Raw genomic sequence first — 21,242 nt, forward strand, 5'->3', positions numbered from 1 at the left:
ACCATTGATTTTTATTAATTATTAAATCTAAATTAAAAGGGATGCTTGTTTGTTAGGGTAAAATAAGCCGAATCGTTAAGGAATGAAAGTGCGCAATTTTAAATGTGTAACCCTGGCCGTCTTGCTTTCATCTGGCTGCTCAACTAAAGAAAGCGATTTGTGTTTATTTGGTATGGACTCTTATTTTGAGTCACATAGGGACTATTCTAATCCTATCTATCAGGATGAAAGAGGTAAAGAATTGTCTTGGCAGGCTAGAAATGAACTCGTAAAACAAGCAGACAAATATGCGAAGGATTCTATCGATGAGGATTATGTTCTTGCCGAACGCTTATGTCCTAAACTTAATACCACTGATGCTATTTTTGAAACTATACATGTTGACGTTGATGTTAGAGGTAAGGAAAGTAACTTTTTTACCGTACCGTTCGATTATACAGGTTCTCAAGCGGCAGCTGTTCAGTTATATAACAACTCAAAGAAATCATATACTTCTAGAATGTCTGGTGATCTAGGAGGCGAAGGAATAGCTAAAATGACGGTTCAGGGCCCATGCTTCAATAATATATGCACAGAAAAAGACCTTGTAGAGTTTTGTAAAACTAAACAACGCACAGCGCTCTCAGATGAAAAAGCAATCGAACAATTAAAGACTTATTACATTCGTGATCGTGGGATAAATATTACTTACCCCAAAAAAAACAAAAAAATATATTCATGCAAAAGGCCTAATTGGCTTCGTTGGTAACTAAAATAATGATTTTGTTGTTCCGACCAGAGCGGGGTATCCATTTAACTATGCTATTACAATAAAAAGGTTTCATTATTGATTAATTGTTGTTTTTCTTTCCCCGGGCTTTGCGAGTGTTAAAACGTGCCACAGGAGTTGAATTTTAAGCTGAAATTTAATTCATGATGTGAGATTTATAAAATAAAATCATATTTGTTAAAAAGTGCGATGCGCCTAATTGTTATTTATGTAAAATAATGTCATGTTTTGTGTTAACACTTAACTTGAACAGAACAATAAATACATGTAATGCGATTAAAAACTACACACACCTATTTGCATCACTTTATTTCGGTTATGGCATTATCGCCTTTACTGGCAAGTGCCTCCATGCTTCGACCCGAGAATACGGATACGCTGTTTCAGCAACAAAGACAGCAGCAACAAGCACAACAACAGCAATTTGATGCTAAAGTCCCGAATGTCACGTTGTCAGATCCAGTCACAAAAAGCCGATTGCAATTTCCCGATGAAAGACCGTGTTTTACCATAGACCGTGTTTCTATAACAGGGCAGGAAAGTTTGCCACATTGGGTGCCGATTCAGCGTTTAGCTAATCAAGCCGTCGGTCATTGTGTCGGTGTAAAAGGTATTAATCATTTAGTGACTGATATGCAAAATCGGCTGATCAGCCATGGCTGGATAACGACTCGCGTATTAGTACCAGAACAAGATTTATCATTGGGTATTCTTAAGTTATTGATATTGCCTGGAAAAGTACAAAAAGTTGTTTTCACTGATGATCCCTCGACCTACAGTACGTTATACAGTGCGATGCCTGCGCGTGCGGGAAATTTATTGGATTTACGAGATATTGAGCAAGGATTGGAAAACTTACAGCGTTTGCCGACCGTAAAAGCCTCAATGGAAATGGTCCCCGGAGATGCCCCCGGTGAAACTCAGATTGTGATTAAGCGTCAGCAATCACGTTATTGGCATGCAGGGGCATGGGTTGATAATTCAGGCTCAAAAAGCACGGGAAAAAATCAAGCGGGCGTGATGCTGGCATTGGATAACCCGACTTCCCTCAGCGATCTTTTCTATATTACGGCGACGCGAGACTTAAGTTTTTCCAGCGATAAAGATACGGCTAACTACAGCGCCCATTACTCGGTACCCTTTGGGTATTGGCAGTTTGCCACGACCGCGAGCGATTATGAATATACCCAAACTATCGCGGGCGCGAACAGCGATATCGAATATCGCGGTAAAAGTAAAAGCCTGAATCTGCAACTGAGCAACGTTTTATACCGTGATGCGACCGCCAAAACGACCGCGACCTATGATGTGAATTTGCGCGAAACCCGTAACTTTGTGCAAAACACCGAAATTGAAAACCAAAAACGGCGCACCACCGCATGGAAGCTCGGTCTTAATCATCGTCAATATATTGGGCAATCGACCGTAAATGTGGGGGCGAGTTATCAGCACGGGACGCGTTGGTTTGGGGCGATGCCTGCCTACGAAGAGTTTCGCAGTAAAGCGTCCCAAGATTATGCGACCGCACTGGCGATTATCATGCAATTTTCCGCTTCTGCAAGTATTCCATTTACCTTGGCAGACCAATCGTTGCGGTTTGAGTCCCAATACTCCCGTCAAATCAGTGACCGACCACTGACACCGCAAGATCAGTTCAGTATCGGTAACCGTTGGACGGTGCGCGGCTTTGATGGTGAACGTACTCTTAGTGCGGATGAAGGTTGGACGCTACGTAATACCTTATCATGGACATTGCCTGTCTCCGCGCAAGAACTGTATGTGGGTGTCGATTACGGCAAAATTAGCGGGCGTGGGACTGACATTAATTTAGGGACACATCTTGCAGGTGGCGCTATCGGCTTACGTGGGGCAATTACCGCTGCCAATTTGAGCTATGACCTATCACTCGGAACCCCCTTCTCTAAACCTAATGGCTTTAAAACCGATCCGGCAACATTTGCATTCTCTGTTAACTGGAATTATTAAGGTATCTCAGGATGAATAAGTTATTTTATCGCTTAATTTTTAATGCCGCTCGCCAAATGGTGATGGTGGTTGCAGATATCACACGTAGCCATCAAGCGGGCCCTGCTTGCCTGACTGAAAATCGCACAGAGAAAACAACCAATAGCCGAATTCGTTGGTCAATCAAACCCATAATTACTTCACTTTGGCTCACGCTGGGCATGGTGAGTTTTAGTGCTTCGGCATCGACTATTATTGCCGATGGTAACGCGCCGGGAAATCAGCAGCCAACCATTGTGAATACCCAAAATGGTTTGCCGCAAGTCAATATTCAAGCGCCAAATCGGGATGGGGTTTCACGTAACCAATATAGCCAATTCGATGTCGATCATAAAGGCGCTATCCTCAATAACAGTAGCACCAATGTTAACACACAACTCGGCGGGATAATTCAAGGTAATGACTGGTTAGCCAAAGGTGAGGCTAAAATTATATTAAATGAAGTGAACAGTCGTGACCCAAGCCAACTCAATGGTTTTATTGAAGTTGCCGGGAAAAAAGCGGATGTGATTATCGCCAATCCGGCGGGCATTACCTGTAATGGTTGTGGTTTTATTAACGCCGACAAAGCGTTACTCTCAGCGGGTAAGACGCTGATAGAGAATGGCAAAATAAAAGGGTTTGACGTTGATAAAGGCCATATTGAGATCTTGGGTCAAGGCTATAACGGTAACGGAACTAACTATACGGCATTGATTGCTCGCTCAGTGAATATTAATGCCAAACTGCACGCCAAAGATTTGGCGATTACGACGGGTAAAAATACCGTTGCGGTGGATGGTCAAACCGTGCTCAAAACGGAGTATTCCACCACTGAGGATAAACCCGAGTTTGCTTTAGACGTTGCTGCACTGGGGGGCATGTATGCCAATACCATCAAAATGCGCGGGACAGAAAACGGGGTGGGTGTCCGTAATGCGGGGCATATTGGTGCCGAAGCCGGTGACATTACCTTATCCGCTGACGGTAAAATTGGAAATACTGGCGTAATAACAGCAAGTCAAAATATCATCCTTAACAGTCAGCAAGCGCTCAATAATAGCGGCACAGTACTGGCACAAAACGATATTCAGCTCAATGCGAAACAGGCAATAACCAACACCGATAAAGGTCAAATCGTCGCAGGGCGTCATGCAGCACTAGGTGCAGAGAAAATCAACAGTGACAGAACCGCCTTATTAGCCGCTGGGGTCGACAGTAAAGGCAAACTAACTTCCGCAGGTTCGTTAACCGTTAAAGGCGATAAAGACGTTGTATTGCAAGGCGATATTATTGCCAAAGATACTTTAACGGCAACAGGCAGCGCTGTAGATTTATCTCATTCCAATACCCAAGCCAAGAATATTTCGCTGACCTCAACGGCAACCGATATTCGCACCCAAGAGGCGCATTTACTGGCAACCAACAATGCGGTATTGACCGCCAAGCATGGCATTGATAATCAAAAAGGGGAGATTGTCGCCAATCAACTAAGTCTGTCCGCGCCCGAGTTTATTGATAATCAGCACGGGAAACTGGTTCAAAAAGGAAATTCAAAAAATACCTTGAATACTCAGGTATTAAATAACCAACAAGGAGAAATCAACCTTGCGGGTGACACCTCGATTATTGCTAATCAGTTGAATAACCAGTCTGGGCAGCTATTAAGCCGTGATGGCAAAGTCGATATTCAAAGTCAACACCTGAATAACCAACAAGGCACGATTTTAGCGTCAGGCAAGCAAGGCCTTACCATCCAGTCCGATAAGCTGGATGGGCAAAAAGGGGAAATTTTTACCCATGGCGGATTGAACTTAACTGCAAAATCGGTGAATTTGGATAATGCAACCACCCAAGCAGAGCACATCACGTTACAGGCCAATGCGTTATCTCATCGTCAGGGCAACATGTTGCAGACGGGCGATAAAACGATGAAGCTCAATGTGGCTAGTGGATTGGATAACAACCAAGGAAGTATTGCATCCAAAGGTGATTTGAATTTACAGGCAAGGACGGTTGACAACACGGACGGTAAATTACTCACCAGCACGAACCATCGTTTAGATCTCACCGCAGCAACAGAATTCAACAACACGCGTGGTGTCGTCCAAATCGATAAGTATTTGATGATCAACGCAGATAAACTGATCAATCAGCAAGGTAAAATCAGCAGTTTATCCGGTGCCGCTTTATTAACAGCAAATCGTTTAAACGGTGAAAAAGGCACTATTTTTGCGCAAGATACATTGCGATTAGAAAGCGCTGATATCAATTTAAACCAAGGCTTCACACAAGCAAACCAAGTTTCTATTTTTGCCAACAACGTTACCCATCAGGATGCAACGTTACTGCAAACAGGGGAAGGCAAAACGGAACTACATATTCAAAATCAATTTGATAATCAGCGAGGGGAAATCTCCAGTAATGGTCAAATTGATATTGTGGCAAACGGCTTGAATAACCAAGACGGCAAAATTATTGCTGCAAAATTGGGACAATTGACCGTCAGTGTTCAGCAATTGTTGAATAATGCCCGAGGGACATTATTGGGTAACCAAGGTATTCAGCTGGCAGCGGAACGCTTAATCAATCAATCCGGCAAAATACTTGCTAGCTTTGGCGATAACCAATTGGTGCTTAAACAATTGGATGGCGAAAAAGGCGAAATTCTCTCGACAGGCAAACTAGCTTTGACGGGGGATGAACTTAATCTTAATGACGCGCTGACGCAGGCAGATAACATCCAAATTGAAGGGCGAAATCTATCCCATCAACGTGGACAAATGCTACAAACGGGCAGTGAAAAAGGGCAAATCAAGCTGGCTCAAACTCTTGATAACCAGTCAGGAAATATTAGCAGCCAAGGCACGTTAAATCTGGATATCAATAAACTGGCTAACTCGCAAGGCGTTGTGGTTGCCGCAAAAGTGGGTGCATTGATTTTAAATGCTAAAGACGGTGTGGATAACACACAAGGAACCCTTTTTGCCGAGCAAGGCTTAACTCTCAATGCCCCGTTGCTCACTAACGTTGATGGTAAAGTCATTAGCAAACAAGGCAATATACTGATTGCCACTGAAAATCTGCAAGGTCAGCGCGGCGAAATCGTTGCGGATGACGAGTTAGAACTCCATGGGCAAGAGGTTGACCTGACTGAGGCGAATACCCAAGCGAAACATATCCAACTGACGGCGAATAACCTGAACCATCAGCAAGCAACTATGACTCAACTGGGTGAGCAAAAAGGGTCGATCATTGTATCACAACATCTGAATAACGAAGCGGGTGATATCAGCGGTAATGGTTCTTGGCTGATCAACGCGAATACCCTTGAAAACCAGCAAGGTAAAATATTCAGTGCGAAAATGGGCGAATTAGACTTACAAATTCAGCAAGCACTGAATAACGCGGGTGGAACGTTAACTGGTCGTCAAGGTGTATTCATTAAAACGCAATCACTGATTAACCGCGCCGGTAAAGTGATTGCTAGCCTGGGAAATGTCACCTTAAATAGTCAATCACTTGAAGGTGATGACGGTGAAATATTGGCAGCTAATACCTTAAATATTCAAGGTGGAAGCCTTTCACTCAATCAAGCTACGACGCAAGCCGATCAGATCCTCATGACGGCAAATAGCCTTGATCACCAAGGCGGTAAATTATTACAAACGGGTGATAAAGCGGGAGAAATCACGCTTCAAGGGAAGCTGAATAATCAAGTGGGTGAAATAGGCAGTAATGGCTCATTCTCATTGAAAGCCAATAGTCTCGACAATCGTGACGGACAAGTTATCACCGCCAAAAATGGTCATCTTAAGGTTGATTTAACTCATGAATTATTAAACCAAAGCGGCGCACTCATTGGAGAGAATGGGCTGAATATAGCGGCCAGTGATATCCAAAATCAGCAAGGCAAATTGGTTGCTCGCCATGGCGATATCACGCTGGATGTTACCCATACAATCAATAACCAAGCCGGATTAATTGCGGCAGCGCAATTATTGCAGATGCGTAACCAAGCGCTGCAAAATCAACAGGGCTATCTCCAAGCGAATACGATTAATATTAATACGCACAATCAGCTATTTGATAATACACAAGGTTCTTTGTTGGCGAAGCAACAGTTGACCTTAAACAGCGGTAAAATTGACAACCATCAAGGGTCAATTCAGTCGGGTAGCGATATGCGAATTGATACCCACGGTGAGCAACTCAATAATACCCAAAGTGGCGAAGATAAAGGGATCTATGCACAAGGTGGATTAACGTTAAATACAGGCGAACTGAATAACCAACAGGGTCGCATTGTGGCGAAAAATCAGTTGGATTTAAATAGCCAAGGCTTAAATAACCAACAAGGCTTGATTGGTAGCCAGTCGGTGATTGAAATGCAAACCCAGCAGTTGGATAACCGCGAAGGTATGATTAAAGGTCAATCAATCATTTTGAATACCCAAGGTCAGCGCTTAACCAATATCGCCAAAACCGATGAGCAAGGCATTTTTGCCAGTCAAACGTTAGCCTTAAAAGTCGGTGAGCTTATTAACCGGCAGGGACACCTTCAAGCCAACCAAATCACGTTAGATACTCAGCAGAACCGTATTGATAACAACCAAGGTGAAATCATAGCGGCGAAAATACTGAGCGTAAACAGTGGTGAACTTGATAACCAGCAAGGGCGCGTGCAGGCAGGTGAACAGCTTTCGCTGAATACCCATGGTGAACTTTTCAATAATAATGATACGCAGCAAAGTGGCGGGGTGTTAAGTGGCGGAAACCTGACGCTCAACAGCGGTAAACTTACTAACCAACAAGGTCAAATTCAGGGGGCGGGGGCAAGTGTCTTAACCACTCAAGTCTTGAATAATCAGCAGGGGCAGATTTACTCAGGTACGCTATTGGACATCAATACTCAAAAAAATAATGTATTGAACCAAGCTGGCACATTGGCAAGTAAAGGGATACTGACGTTAAAAGCTAATGATATCAATAATCAACAAGGCTTTTTGCAAGGTAAGCAAGGTTTAAACCTCAATGCAAATCATATTGATAACCAAAAAGGCACATTGCTGAGTCAATCCTCGACACAGATTACCGGAGCGTCTTTTAGTAACCGCGAAGGGACTTTACAGTCGCAAGGAAATACCGACCTAACAATTGCGCAAGATATCGATAATCAGCAAGGGCAGATATTGTCGGGTGAAAATCTGCATATTGGCAGCCAACAGCTGAATAATACGCAAGGGACGCTTCAAGGCCTTAATCATGTTGAATTGACAGTGAAACAGCAAGTCGAGAACCAACAAGGTTGGATTAAAGCCAATGAAAACCTTGATATTTCTGCGGGGTCTATTGATAACAAAAACACAGCCCAAGCCGGTAAAGGCCTTGAGGGGCTAAATGTGAGCCTCAGAACTACACGTTTAGATAACCAAAGCGGAGCGGTTCGTGCAGGGCGAGCAATTGAAGCCAATGTGGCGCAAAGCTTGAATAATACTCAAGGGATGCTATCTGCGGGGACAAAACTCACTGTAACCGATAATGCGCAAGGTAAAGCCCTAGATTTATTAAACCAACAAGGCGTGATAGTCAGTAATGGCTCCGCCACTATTGTTGCAAACCAATTAACGGGTGAAGGCAAGGTTATCGCACAAAAAGCGTTATCGCTGACTCTCAACCAACACGTTGAAAATACTGGACGCATTCAGGCGGGCGAAAACTTAACCGCTAATTTTGCACAAGGGTTTACCAATAAAGGACTCATTTCTAGCCTTGGCGAGCTGGCTTTAACCACGACGACCATTATTAACCAACTTTCTGGTGAAATCACAGGGCAAAATACGCGAATTAAAGCCAGTGGTCAGGTATTGAATACAGGGCTTATAGACGGCCTATTAACTTATATTGTTGCTAATTCTTTAGATAACTTAGGTACAGGACGTATTTATGGTGATTTCCTTGCCATTGCAGTGAATTCGTTAGTCAATGATAAACAAGGAGACAAAGCTGCCGTTATCGCAGGGCGTAAAGCTGTCAACATTGGCGTTTCTGAACTTTTAAACCGTGATCATGCTTTAATTTACAGTGATGGCGATTTAGTTATCGGTAACCAATTAAACGACCAGTTACAAGCTACGGGCCATGCCAAAAGCGTGAAAAACCACAGTGCCAATATTGAAGCGGCCGGTAGCCTCACATTAAAAACGAATTTACTTGAAAATAAAGATATCCATTTACAGCTGACAGATGATGCCGTCGAAGTGAGCCGTGAGCACTTTGACTGGTACGATTTTGGTAATGGCAAACGCTATAAAATTCAGCCCCGTAATGGAAACCAGACTCGCTATGCTATTAATGACGATGGCACACTCAACAAAGAAGTCGGTATTCACTATGAAAAATCTAATCGCTGGCGGATGTTTGAGTACGGTAATTGGACTAAAAATTTCTATGAGTATGATTACGACCGTATCATTTATGAAACGCAAGTCATAAAACGTGATGCTGCACTGATTACCAGTGGTAAGCATTTAACCCTCGATGGTCAACAACTTAATAATGAAAATTCTCGCGTGGTTGCAGGACAAAACTTAATCCTGACAGGCTATGATCTGAATAACGAAGAAGCACAAGGTGTTCGCCGTATTTTTGAAGATGGAAATACGGTTTATCGCTACAAAGGCGGTGGCACATGGAAAACGCGTACTAGCACGTCAAAATACCAAGGGGTTAATAGCGAAGAAGATGTAGCATTACATTTATTAGAAGTTACCGAGAATGCGGGTGGCATCAATAAAACTCAGCTTGATGCAGCGAAAGTGAACCAACTCGATGGGCAAGCCGAAGGTGTTTCGAATGCTAACTTGCAAGAAAATCAAGGGACAACTGTTACTGAGCAGGCGTTAAAAAACGGTAAGAATACACCATTAGACTTGTTGCCCGGTCAGCAACTGGAAGTGACACAATTACCTGCAATTTCAGGCCAAGTTGATGTCAAAGATGATAAACAGGTTGATTCATCACTGCAAATTGATGATGCCAATATCGGTAAAGGTACGGACATCCAAGGGCAAGCAGATGCAGGTAAAGGGGAAACTATCACCGCAGAAACGGCACCTGAAGCTAAAGATAATCTCGATACGGTGATCAGAACTGTTGGACCCAATACCCAACTGCCTGATAACAGCCTGTTTAACCTCATACCAGGCAGTGATAGCCAATTCCTGATTGAAACCGATCCCCGGTTCACCAATTACAAAAAATGGCTATCCAGTATCGATATTGTCACCAACGATCAACTGCACAAGCGCTTAGGCGATGGCTACTATGAACAGCGTTTAGTCCGTGACCAATTGATTGAAACCACAGGACAGCGCTTATTAGGTAACTACAATAGTGATGAAGAACAATACCGTGCGCTGCTGACCAATGGCGTCGCATTTGGTGAACAATTTAACCTGGCTCCAGGTATTGCCTTATCACCGGAACAAATGGTGAACTTGACCACCGATATCGTGTGGATGGTCAATAAAGAAATTACGCTGCCAGATGGCCGCGTTGAAATGGTCAGTGTTCCACAGGTGTATGTCCGAGCCCGTCAGGGGGATCTAAAGGGTAACGGTGCGCTACTGGCAGGCCGCAATGTGTCTGCTGATATGGCGGAAAATATTCTCAATAGCGGCGAAATTAGTAGCCGTGAATTGACCGATTTGCGTGCTGAAAATATCGAAAATAGCGGGCGCATGCAGGGCAAAGACATTCAACTTGATGCTCTAAAAGATATTAAAAATATCGGCGGGGAAATCCGTGGGTTAGATAACGTTTCGCTATCAGCGGGTCGGGATATTCTCAGTGAAACCGTCCAACGTGGCGAAGGCAACGCCCAATGGCTTGATCGCCCAGCCAGTATTTACGTCACCGGTGATAATGGACAGCTTACGTTAAAAGCGGTGCAAGATATCAACCTCATTGCAACCGATGTGGGTAATATAGGTGTAGAGGGTAAAACATCTATTCTCGCAGGGCGTGATATTAGTTTAGAAACCCACGATGTTAGCTCGGCCTTTGATTACACGCATAATTCAAGCAATTACTATCGTGGCGCTAACAGCGCAGAAGTCGGTACACAAATCCACACCCAAGGGGAGTTAACGTTATCGGCTGGGCAAGATGTCTCTGCCCGTGCAGCGAATGTCACCAGCGGTGGCGAGCTGGAGATAAATGTGGGTCGTGACATCAATATCACCTCGGGTATTGAAACCAATGACTATGCAAAACACACTAAACATACGGATAAAGGTTTCTTATCGAGTACCACTAAAGAAACCCATGATGAGGTGAACGAGCGCACTGCTATCAGTAGTACCTTTAGCGGTGATAGCGTGAAAGTGACCGCCGGGAATGACGTTAATCTCGAAGGGAGCAATTTGCTTGGAACCAACGATGTTAGCGTTAATGCGGGAAATCAATTAAATACCACCACCTCTGACGAAGCCTCCCATGAAACGCATATGTCGAAAACCACCAAATCAGGGTTAATGAGCAGTGGCGGTTTAGGTTTTACCCTGGGTTCAACCTCACAAAAAGTCACTACCGATACGGACAGTAACCAGAAAAAAGGCAGCGTGATCGGTAGCACGGCAGGAGATGTGAACTTAACCGCCGGGGAGACAGCAAACATTCATGGCAGCGATGTAATTGCGGCGAAAGATATCCATGTGACCGGCAGTGATGTGAATATCACTGCGGCTGAAAACAGCCGTACCGATATCACTACGGTGGAAACCAAATCCAGCGGATTGACGGTATCGTTAGGTGGAGCCGCAGGGAGTCTGTTAGATGGAATGGTGCAAACCGCCAAATCGGCGAAACAAGAAGATGATGGACAATTAGCCGCCCTTAAAGGGATGAAGGCAGGTTTGCAAGGGGCTCAGGCTCAGCAAGCGAGTGAGTTGGCTGGTCTGAAAGAAGGTGGTAGTGCGGCAGATGCTTTTGGCATCAATATGTCTTACGGCAGCAGTTCTTCTAAATCCACCACCAAAACACAGCAAAATACTGCATCAGGCAGTAGCCTAAGCGCCGGCGATAATATTAATCTTACTGCGACAGGCAAAAAAGAAAATAGCCAAGGTAACCTGACGGTACAAGGTAGCCAAGTGGGTGCTGGTAAAGATATTAACTTAACCGCCAAAAACGATATCAATTTGACCAGTGCGACCAACACGCAAACGGTAGATGGCAAAAACGAGAGCCAAGGCAGCTCAATCGGTGCGGGTATTAGCACGGGCGGTTGGAATGTGAATGCCAGCGTGAATAAAGGCAGTGGTTTTGAGAAAGGTAACAGTCAATTCTATACCGATACTGAAGTCAATGCGGGTAAACAACTGATCCTCAACAGCGGCAAAGACACCACACTGACGGGTGCCCAAGTGAGCGGTGAAACCGTGAAAGCCAATGTCGGTGGCGATTTAACTTTATCAAGCCAACAAGCCACCGAAAAATATGACTCAAAGCAACAGGGCGGCAGTTTAAGTGGCAGTATAGGAACGGGCTTGAATACCACGGCTTCGGTGAATGCCAATAAAACCGAGATGCACAGCGATTATCAATCGGTGGATAAACAAACGGGTATCAATGCAGGCAAAGGTGGCTTTGATATCACCGTTGGCAAGCACACGCAACTCGATGGTGCAGTGATTAGCAGTAGCGCAGAGGCGGATAAAAATAAACTGGATACGGGTACGCTGGGCTTTGGGGATCTCAAAAACAAAGCTGATTACAAGGTCGACAGTCAAAGTGGCGGCTTTAGCACCGGGGGCGCGCCATTTGCAGACCAGCTTGCGGGTAATGCCGCCGGTTCATTGCTGACCAACGCGAATAACATAGGCAAAGACAGCAACACCACCCACTCAGCGGTGTCGGAAGGTGAGATTGTTATTCGCGATAAGGCTAATCAAAAACAAGATATTACTGACTTAAGCCGAAATACGGACAATGCCCATGAAAAGCTGAATACGATTTTTGACAAAGAAAAAGAGCAAAAACGGATTGAGAAAACGCAGTTAATCGGTGAATTAGGCAAGCAGATTACCGATATTGCGGTGACGGATGAAAGGATAAAAGCCACGAAGAAGGTGAATGCGGAAAATAAAACGCCAACAGATAAAGAAAGAGAGGCAGCACAAAAAGCGCTAGCAAAACAAGGGAAAGAGACAAATGATTTAAGCGTGATAGACGGCTATATCAAAGAGCAGGCGATTCAAGCTGAAATCAATAAATCGGGTTGGGGAGTGGGCGGTGATAATCGTCGGATAGTGGAGTCAGGCACGGCGTTAATCCAAGGGTTGGTGAATGGCGATGTAAGCAAAGCGGTGGCCAATGCGAGTGCGCCGTATATCGCGAATGAAATCGCCAAGCAAATAACGAAAGAAAATCAGGAAGGCCGCCTCGCTGCACACGGTATTGCCAATGTTGCATTAGCGCTGGCAAAAGGTGAAAATGCAGGGGCTCAATCGCTGGGAGCCATGACGGCCGAAGCGGTGGGAATGCTGTCCGAGAAACTGTATAGCAAAGATGTAAGCCAACTGACCGAAGATGAAAAAGCCACGGTGAGTGCATTTGCGAGTCTGGCGGCAGGTATTGCAGGCGGGCTAGTCGGAGGTGATACATCCAGTGCCGCCAATGCAGCAGAGGCAGGGAAGGCGACGGTTGAGAATAACCACTTAAGTAAAGATGAATGGAAAATTCTAGATAAAGCGCTTGATGATCAAGAGGCAGGTAAAAACCTTAAGTCAGCTTCTTTAGATATTATTTATTTAATGGATAAAGATAAATATACAAATAGCTTGATTGATAGAAATAGCAAAGGATTGTTGAATGGCAAAGAACAAGCGGTTTTAACTGAATACCTAAATGCGATTGGTGTGCAATTACAGCTAAGAGGTGTCAGTGAAGCGGATGCGCTTAAGCAAATAAATGTAATTCTAAATGATACAAGCCGAGCAGAACCTGTTCTAGATGAGCAATATAATAAAGCGTTAAACCAGTTAAGCACTCAAGCTAGACATGAATGGCAAGCGATGATTGGCACAGATGCCTTATTAGCAGGTCCGGGACGAATAAGCCAATTAATGCGATTAGCGTTGATTTCAGGCGGTTCCTATCAAACAGGAACTGGCCTTGCACAAATTGCAGATGGTAAAATTACTGATGGCTTAATCAATGTTGGTCTTGGCAGTGCGGCTGTATCGGGTGGTTATTTAGGGAATAAGGTTACAGGTAAGCCGAACGGCGGAATTATTTCGCCTGAGTCAAATATTTGGCAGACAGGAACAATTGGCAATTCAATTACTAAATCGGAAGGTTCCTTAACAGGGCATGTCACAAAAGTCACTCCACAAATGACAAAGGAAAATATTCGGTCTCTTAATCGTGAAAATGAGAGTGCACAAATATTATCTAAGTCTGGCTTCCATGTAGAACAAAACCCAATCGTTTCAGGAAATAAAGATCCTGACTATCGTATTAATGGTGAAATTTTTGATAACTATGCACCTAAGTCGAGTAGTGTTCGTAATATATGGTCTGAGGTAAAAGGAAAAATCGAAAAGGGACAAACTAATAATGTAGTTATTAATATATCAGATACTAAAGTTTCAGTTCCTGAATTGCAGCAACAGCTTACTAAGTGGCCAATAATGGGATTAGATAAAGTTATTATTATTGATAAAACTGGAAATGCTGTTCGAGTTAAGTGAGGAAAATATGTCTATAGATTTAAGATGTTATACAACATTATCGGTTGCTGAATTACAGAAAAAACTGGATGTATTTGTAGCTAAGCACCCAGAGATATTTCCTGAGCATTATATTTTATATAGAGCAAAAGAATTAGGTCCGTTTGATAAAGAAATTTCAAATGAATTTGGTTTAGATCCCGAATCTTATTTTTATATTAGTGTATCGAATAAGCTACTTGAAATATGCACTAATGAGATCGCTAGTTTAGTAAAAAGTGAATTAGGTAAAAATAACGTAATAGTCCTTCTCAATGGTGAAGATTTAATCTAGAACAAGATCCCAGCTCTGCACTGGGATCTCCCTTAGCCGTCTCACTCCCCCCTCTGCCAACCGGATGATCAACAGTCCGGCTTGGCGAGTGAGGTGTAGTGCGTACCCGACTTAAATTACATATATTTCAGTTGCTTACCGCTGATGATCAGTTATGGGCTGAGGTTGGGTTGAACTCTATTCTGTAAATAACTCATTGAATATCGTTTGGTTTTAACCACTTCACCTTTAGCCGTCGGCACGAAGATCTGCGTCTAATCTTTTTATTTATTTCTCTTGTTATATAAAAGATATCTTAACAAACCACCGATAAATACGACTCAAAGCAACAGGGCGGGAGTTTAAGCGGCAGTATAGGAACGGGCTTGAATACCACGGCTTCGGTGAATGCCAATAAAACCGAGATGCACAGCGATTATCAATCGGTGGATAAACAAACTGACATCAACACAGGCAAAGGTGGCTTTGATATCACCGTTGGCAAGCACACGCAACTCGATGGTGCAGTGATTAGCAGTAGCGCAGAGGCAGATAAAAATAAACTGGATACGGGCACGCTGGGCTTTGGGGATATCAAAAACAAAGCTGATTACAAGGTCGACAGTCAAAGTGGCGGCTTTAGCACCGGGGGCGCGCCATTTGCAGACCAGCTTGCGGGTAATGCCGCCGGTTCATTGCTAACCAATGTGAATAACACAGGCAAAGACAGCAACACCACCCACTCAGCGGTGTCGGAAGGTGAGATTGTTATTCGCGATAAGGCTAATCAAAAACAAGATGTTACTGACTTAAGCCGAAATACGGACAATGCCCATGAAAAGCTGAATACCATTTTTGACAAAGAAAAAGAGCAAAAACGGATAGAGAAAAGGCAGTTAATCGGTGAATTAGGCAAGCAGATTACCGATATTGCGGTGACGGATGAAAGGATAAAAGCGACTAAGAAAGAAAAGGAAAACTTTGATAAAACGCCAGTTACAGATGATGAGCGCAAGAAAGCCATTGATTCTATCAAAGACCCGAACTTAAAAGGGGATGAAACGGCCATTCGAGATGCGACCGTATTGAAAAATCGGTTCAAGCGTCAGAGTGGGGCGTTGGTGGCGATAAGCGCCGTATCGTCGAATCAGGCACGGCGTTAATCCAAGGGTTGGTGAATGGCGATGTAAGCAAAGCGGTGGCCAATGCGAGTGCGCCATATATCGCGAATGAAATCGCCAAGCAAATACCGAAAGAAAATCAGGAAGGCCGCCTCGCTGCCCACGGTATTGCCAATGTTGCATTAGCGCTGGCAAAAGGTGAAAATGCAGGGGCTCAATCGCTGGGTGCGATGACGGCCGAAGCGGTGGGAATGCTGTCCGAGAAACTGTATAGCAAACCTGCAAGTCAACTGAGCGTATACTAGAGACTCTTTTCAAAAGTCACTAAAAGAAAAGGGTATTGAAGGAAGTATGAGCCGTGCAGGAAATTTTTTAGATAATGGCGTCACAGAACGATTTTTTAGAAGTTTAAAATCTGAGCGAGTCAGTTATCGGCGTTATGGCACTCGATACCAAGCCATAAGTGACATTATTGATTATATCGAACCATTCTATAATCAAAAAAGAAAAAATTTAAGATTGGGAAATATATCGCCAGTGCAATATGAGCATAAATTACAAAAAACTGCCTAAAATAATCTCCAATTTTAGTTGACCCTTATAACTTATGGGTGTGCCATTCAATGGCAATCGCTTTAAATGTATTTTCTACGGTGATCTTTTTCGCAAGTTTCTCTAACTTTTTTTGTTCAGCCGGATCGTTACCTTCAGCTAATAGCTTTCTGGCTTCATTACGTTTAACTCGTGCATCAGCAAGAGAAATATCAGGGTATACACCAATCGATAATTTCTTCTCTTTTACCTGCGAAGCAATATTTCATTCGCCAGTAACGAGCGCTATTAGGTTTAATGAGAAGGTAAAGACCACGCTCATCAGGGAGCTTATTTAGGTTTGGCGCTGTGTATTTGCCGGGTGCTGAGCGCAATCATTTGCATTGAATATAATGGATGCCAAGAGTTATCTAACAGATACTTGATTTAAAGGAGTTTAAATTTGGGGGAAAGCAGATTTAGAAGATTGTTATAACGCAAAAAGCCTCGCATTTCTGCGAGGCTTCAAAATTTGTGGTGCCCGGACTCGGAATCGAACCAAGGACACGGGGATTTTCAATCCCCTGCTCTACCGACTGAGCTATCCGGGCAACGAGATGTATTAAACCCGATATTCAGTAGAGCGTCAATAAAAATTATTTAAAATAGTGATTGTATGCGCGTTTTTTCAACGAGTTAGCTAATAATTAATCAAGCTGTTTAGCTTGTAAGCGTAAAAGCTAAATATAAAATAAGAAATCCCCACCCATGATATATTCCCTTATTCGGGAGCATTGGTGGGGATAATCTAGAGCCGCCAGATTAATTAACGATAGCTTTTCTGCGCTTTATTAACCTTAATTAGATAATTACGTGATTCTGCGGCAGGATGCTTAGTTTTCAACGTTTCAAAAACATCTCCAGGCTCCAAGCCATTGATTAACTGCGCGGCACGTTTTTTATCGCTATGGAATACCCTGAGTACGCTGCCCGCACCTCCGTTATAAGCGGTTATTACCGCATAACGTCTTGATGTTGGGTTAGTTATCTCACCTAAATAGCTATTTTGTAAAATAGCTAAATAAGCAGTACCAGTATCAATATTTTTTTCTGGATCAAAAAGGTAACTGCGGCTAGGGACGCCAGATTTTCCTTGAGAGCGGAAAACATCTTTACCGGCGGTATTAGGCATAATTTGCATTAAGCCCATCGCGTCGGAGCGACTTACAGCATAAGGGTTAAAACTCGATTCAATTTGCATAATGGCTAAAATTAGCGACTGATCAATACCATATTTTGCAGATGCCTTACGGACATACGGCAAATATTTATGTGCGCGTTTGTCTAAATGATTCGGAACTAATTGTAGAGTAACTGACCATACGACATTTAGCCCAGATTGACGGCGTTGTATTTTTTTATCTATCAGATAATCTGCAAATTTAGTTGCTCGCCATTCCCAACGAATAGGCTCACCGGTATTATCGACAACCTGACCAAAAAGAAATGGCTCTTTGCTGTGGGGAATATTGTTAATATCTGAATAGAGATCAATAGAACCAGGATCGTCACCCATTAATAATGTGGTAACTATGGCTTTTTTCAAATGAGCCGCAGGTTCAATTGATGAAATAGTTTCAATGGTGATGGTACCCGCATCAAAGTTGATATGGCTACGTGTTTGATATTGATCCGTATATTTAACGTAATCTTTAGGTCCTGCAATGAGGACTTCTTTAATCCCCCAAATATTTTCAATATTATGGGCAAATTGCCCCATTAAAATATCAAATCCATTAGTGTCTTTTACATAATTAGGTTCAAACGCAATTTCTTTCTTGCTGGAACAAGATATCAGCAAAGGGATACATAACGTCAGCGCTAATAATTTTTTCATAGGACTCACAACATCTAACAGGGTGTCTGTCAGGTATTAAGTACCTGACAGATCCACAAATTATTCTTCTGGTGGCGTGTAACCGTCAATTTTAATATCGTGACCTTGGAACAGGAACTTTTCCATTTCTTGTTCGAGTAGTTTTCTGTCGTCAATATTCATGGTGTTAAGTTTTTTTTCATTGATTAGCATGGTTTGTTTGCTCATCCATTGGCTCCATGCCTCTTTAGATATTTCATTAAATATCTTTTTACCTAATTCGCCTGGATATAACTGAAAGTCTTGGCCTTCAGCCTCACGTTGTAAAAATGTACAAAAAATTATTCTGCTCATATTTATGTCCTCAATAGGCAGGCAGTTAACGCAATTGTTTTAATAAATTTTCTACTGGGGCAGCTAGACCGATTGTCGCGCCACGTTGTAAGTTATACCAAAGTCCTTTATCTTCATCCATCATCGATGAAAACCCCTGAATATTAACCTTTACAGGTATAATATCTAGGTGAAAATGGCTAAACGTATGACGAAAAGCAATTAGTTGCTCCGGTACTTGATGCTCTATTCCTGAATCTGCTAGCCATTGATGTAAGCTTTCTTGGCTTTCGAATTGAGGGAAGGCAAATAAGCCGCCCCAAATTCCTGTCGGTGGGCGCTGTTCGAGCCATACGCTATCACCTTGCTGTAAAATCAAAAACCAGCGAGTTTTTTCTGGAATACTTTTTTTCGGTTTTTTACCCGGATAATCCTGCCAATTGCTCCTTCCATGGGCTAGACAACCATATTGTAATGGGCACAGTTCGCATTTCGGTTTACTGCGGGTGCATACCATCGCCCCTAAATCCATCATTGCTTGATTGAAATATTGTACTCCTTCGGCGGGTGTTACTGCGCAGCTAATCTGCCAAAGTTTATTTTCAACCTCTGTTTTACCCGGCCAGCCCTCAATGGCATAACAACGGGCTAAAACTCGTTTTACATTGCCATCCAAAATAGCAAAGTGTTGATTTTGTGAGAGTGATAAGATAGCTCCTGCAGTAGAACGGCCGACTCCAGGAAGATTTAAGACCTCATCGAAATGTGTCGGAAATACACCTTTATGTTGTTCGACAATCATTTGCGCGGCTTTATGTAAATTGCGCGCGCGCGCATAATAGCCAAGGCCGGTCCACAGATGCAGCACTTCATCCAGTGGGGCGGCAGCTAAATCCACAACTGTTGGAAATCGGGAAATAAACCGTTCAAAATAAGGAACGACAGTGGCAACTTGGGTTTGCTGAAGCATAACTTCAGACAGCCATACATGATAAGAGGATTTTTCACGCTGCCAAGGAAGCGTTTTGCGACCATATTTATGGTACCAATTGAGCACTGCACGAGAGAATTGTTGAGCTTCCATTTGAAACGATATTTTTATCAATTAAGTTAACGCCAATGTTAATGATTGCAACATAGACCAGAACAACTGTAAACCGCTATTAATGCTTGGGTTTGTAAATATACTCGGATTTCATCATGCATACTTGCTCAAGGTTTGCTAAACTCCATGCTTCTTTGGGGGCAGCGCATTATTTATCGTATCACTAAGCCCTCAGCATACCGAACTTATCAAATTATATTGATACAGGCGTAGTGTGTTGCATAGCTGCATAGCTATAACTCGTACTGCGATGGGCGTAGATAAGAATGATGATTCTTTGCGCCGCTAATTTTGCTTTATTGGCTTATAGCCAGAGCAGAGCCGATTAATTCTTAATGTTTCTATTATTATGATCAATAACGTCATTTCCCCAGAATATAATGAAGAAGGCCGCGTTATTCGCCGCGTTCGTAGTTTTGTCCGTCGTCAAGGGCGTCTAACAAAACGTCAGGAAGATGCACTAGAGCAAGTGTGGCCGGTTATGGGTATTGAATTTGAACCACAACCGATGGATTTCGCCTCTATTTTTGCCAATAATAATCCAGTCGTTTTGGAAATTGGTTTTGGTATGGGAACGTCATTGGTTACTATGGCGGCACAAAATCCAGATAAAAACTTTTTAGGTATTGAAGTACACGCTCCGGGAGTAGGCGCATGTTTAGCAGATGCCGCTGAAGAAAACGTTCAGAATTTAAGGGTTATGTGTCATGATGCTATCGAAGTTTTAGATAGGATGATCCCGGATAATAGCCTGCATATGGTGCAGTTGTTTTTCCCTGATCCATGGCATAAAGCGAAGCATAATAAACGTCGAATTGTACAAGTTCCTTTCGCTCAAAAAATATTAAGCAAATTGTCGCCTGGCGGAGTTTTCCATATGGCGACCGACTGGGAACCTTATGCTGAACATATGCTCGAAATTATGAGTAGCGTAGAAGGCTACCAAAACCTTTCTCAGCAGGGGGATTATGTTGATCGTCCTGCGTCTCGCCCAGTAACAAAATTTGAAAAACGGGGCCAGCGGTTAGGGCACGGTGTCTGGGATTTAATGTTTAAGAGGATTAACTAATGGCTAAACAGCGTAGTCGTCGTTTACGTAAAAAACTTCGTATTGATGAGTTTCAAGAACTGGGTTTTAGCGTAAAGTGGAGTTTTGCTGAAGGTACATCAGTAGAAGAAATTGACAGTGTAGTAGATGCGCTGATCCTTGAAGTTATTGAGCCTCAGGGCTTGGCTTTTGACGCAAGTGGTTATCTAAGCTGGGAAGGTTTAGTTTGCCTTCAAGGGATTGGAAAATGTACTGAAGAGCACAGACAATCCGTAAATAACTGGCTAACAGCAAAAGGCTTGAAAGACGTAGAAACATCAGAACTTTTTGATGTTTGGTGGGAATAATCACTATATTTTATCGCTTTTAAGTGAATAGTTTTAAATAAATAGTTATTAAATAAAGGC

The 21,242-nt window shown here is 43.0% G+C and carries 12 protein-coding genes, 1 tRNA gene and 1 pseudogene; 9 read left to right on the plus strand and 5 right to left on the minus strand.

The features are described from left to right. The first annotated feature begins 88 nt into the window (after positions 1 to 88). The 7 genes from MNY66_RS03095 to MNY66_RS18005 all read left to right on the plus strand — a co-directional run bounded on the left by MNY66_RS03095 (position 89) and on the right by MNY66_RS18005 (position 16,515). A complete protein-coding gene (locus MNY66_RS03095; protein WP_241501418.1) occupies positions 89 to 748 on the plus strand; it encodes a hypothetical protein in 660 nt (219 codons plus the stop codon). 291 nt (positions 749 to 1,039) lie between these two features. Then, positions 1,040 to 2,755: a ShlB/FhaC/HecB family hemolysin secretion/activation protein gene (locus tag MNY66_RS03100; protein ID WP_241501419.1), complete on the plus strand. Its 1,716-nt coding sequence runs from the start codon at positions 1,040 to 1,042 to the stop codon at positions 2,753 to 2,755. A gap of 11 nt (positions 2,756 to 2,766) precedes the next feature. Then, positions 2,767 to 14,529, plus strand: a complete 11,763-nt coding sequence (locus tag MNY66_RS03105; RefSeq protein WP_241501420.1) for a two-partner secretion domain-containing protein — start codon at positions 2,767 to 2,769, stop codon at positions 14,527 to 14,529. Positions 14,530 to 14,536: 7 nt separating this feature from the next. Next, positions 14,537 to 14,842, plus strand: a complete 306-nt coding sequence (locus tag MNY66_RS03110) for a hypothetical protein (RefSeq protein WP_241501421.1) — start codon at positions 14,537 to 14,539, stop codon at positions 14,840 to 14,842. A gap of 365 nt (positions 14,843 to 15,207) precedes the next feature. Beyond that, entirely contained in the window at positions 15,208 to 15,984 is a 777-nt protein-coding gene (locus MNY66_RS03115; protein WP_241501422.1) for a hypothetical protein, read from the plus strand. A gap of 35 nt (positions 15,985 to 16,019) precedes the next feature. After that, complete coding sequence (locus tag MNY66_RS03120; RefSeq protein WP_241501423.1) at positions 16,020 to 16,247, plus strand: hypothetical protein; 228 nt, start codon at positions 16,020 to 16,022, stop codon at positions 16,245 to 16,247. Between the two features lie 46 nt (positions 16,248 to 16,293). Beyond that, positions 16,294 to 16,515: an IS3 family transposase gene (locus tag MNY66_RS18005; RefSeq protein ID WP_420029796.1), complete on the plus strand. Its 222-nt coding sequence runs from the start codon at positions 16,294 to 16,296 to the stop codon at positions 16,513 to 16,515. 31 nt (positions 16,516 to 16,546) lie between these two features. Here the strand turns inward: MNY66_RS18005 and MNY66_RS03125 are convergent. From MNY66_RS03125 to mutY, 5 genes and pseudogenes are all read right to left on the minus strand, one after another. Next, a pseudogene (locus MNY66_RS03125) lies at positions 16,547 to 16,869 on the minus strand (Arm DNA-binding domain-containing protein); the annotation flags it as partial. Between the two features lie 139 nt (positions 16,870 to 17,008). Beyond that, positions 17,009 to 17,084: transfer RNA gene (locus MNY66_RS03130), tRNA-Phe, on the minus strand. A 215-nt stretch (positions 17,085 to 17,299) separates the two neighbouring features. Continuing rightward, positions 17,300 to 18,370, minus strand: coding sequence for a membrane-bound lytic murein transglycosylase MltC (mltC, locus tag MNY66_RS03135; protein WP_047255393.1), 1,071 nt, complete (start codon positions 18,368 to 18,370; stop codon positions 17,300 to 17,302). 60 nt (positions 18,371 to 18,430) lie between these two features. Beyond that, entirely contained in the window at positions 18,431 to 18,703 is a 273-nt protein-coding gene (locus MNY66_RS03140) for an oxidative damage protection protein (RefSeq protein WP_047255392.1), read from the minus strand. A gap of 25 nt (positions 18,704 to 18,728) precedes the next feature. Further along, entirely contained in the window at positions 18,729 to 19,766 is a 1,038-nt protein-coding gene (gene mutY, locus MNY66_RS03145) for an A/G-specific adenine glycosylase (RefSeq protein WP_047255391.1), read from the minus strand. A 370-nt stretch (positions 19,767 to 20,136) separates the two neighbouring features. Here mutY and trmB point away from each other — a divergent pair, with 370 nt between their 5' ends. Both trmB and MNY66_RS03155 read left to right on the plus strand, forming a co-directional pair. Then, complete coding sequence (gene trmB / locus MNY66_RS03150) at positions 20,137 to 20,856, plus strand: tRNA (guanosine(46)-N7)-methyltransferase TrmB (protein ID WP_047255390.1); 720 nt, start codon at positions 20,137 to 20,139, stop codon at positions 20,854 to 20,856. Further along, complete coding sequence (locus tag MNY66_RS03155) at positions 20,856 to 21,182, plus strand: YggL family protein (protein WP_047255389.1); 327 nt, start codon at positions 20,856 to 20,858, stop codon at positions 21,180 to 21,182. The genes trmB and MNY66_RS03155 overlap by 1 nt, the downstream gene beginning before the upstream one ends. The last annotated feature ends 60 nt before the right edge of the window (positions 21,183 to 21,242 follow it).

This window comes from Moellerella wisconsensis, assembly GCF_022592395.1.
GTDB lineage: Bacteria > Pseudomonadota > Gammaproteobacteria > Enterobacterales > Enterobacteriaceae > Moellerella > Moellerella wisconsensis.

What these genes read in the sequence shown, in the direction of transcription:
- MNY66_RS03100 (WP_241501419.1), top strand. Translation starts at nt 1,040, where the DNA reads ATGCGATTAAAAACTACACACACCTATTTGCATCACTTTATTTCGGTT.
- MNY66_RS18005 (WP_420029796.1), top strand. Translation starts at nt 16,294, where the DNA reads ATGAGCCGTGCAGGAAATTTTTTAGATAATGGCGTCACAGAACGATTT.
- mltC (WP_047255393.1), bottom strand. Translation starts at nt 18,370, where the DNA reads ATGAAAAAATTATTAGCGCTGACGTTATGTATCCCTTTGCTGATATCT.
- trmB (WP_047255390.1), top strand. Translation starts at nt 20,137, where the DNA reads ATGATCAATAACGTCATTTCCCCAGAATATAATGAAGAAGGCCGCGTT.
- MNY66_RS03110 (WP_241501421.1), top strand. Translation starts at nt 14,537, where the DNA reads ATGTCTATAGATTTAAGATGTTATACAACATTATCGGTTGCTGAATTA.
- MNY66_RS03105 (WP_241501420.1), top strand. Translation starts at nt 2,767, where the DNA reads ATGAATAAGTTATTTTATCGCTTAATTTTTAATGCCGCTCGCCAAATG.
- mutY (WP_047255391.1), bottom strand. Translation starts at nt 19,766, where the DNA reads ATGGAAGCTCAACAATTCTCTCGTGCAGTGCTCAATTGGTACCATAAA.
- MNY66_RS03155 (WP_047255389.1), top strand. Translation starts at nt 20,856, where the DNA reads ATGGCTAAACAGCGTAGTCGTCGTTTACGTAAAAAACTTCGTATTGAT.
- MNY66_RS03140 (WP_047255392.1), bottom strand. Translation starts at nt 18,703, where the DNA reads ATGAGCAGAATAATTTTTTGTACATTTTTACAACGTGAGGCTGAAGGC.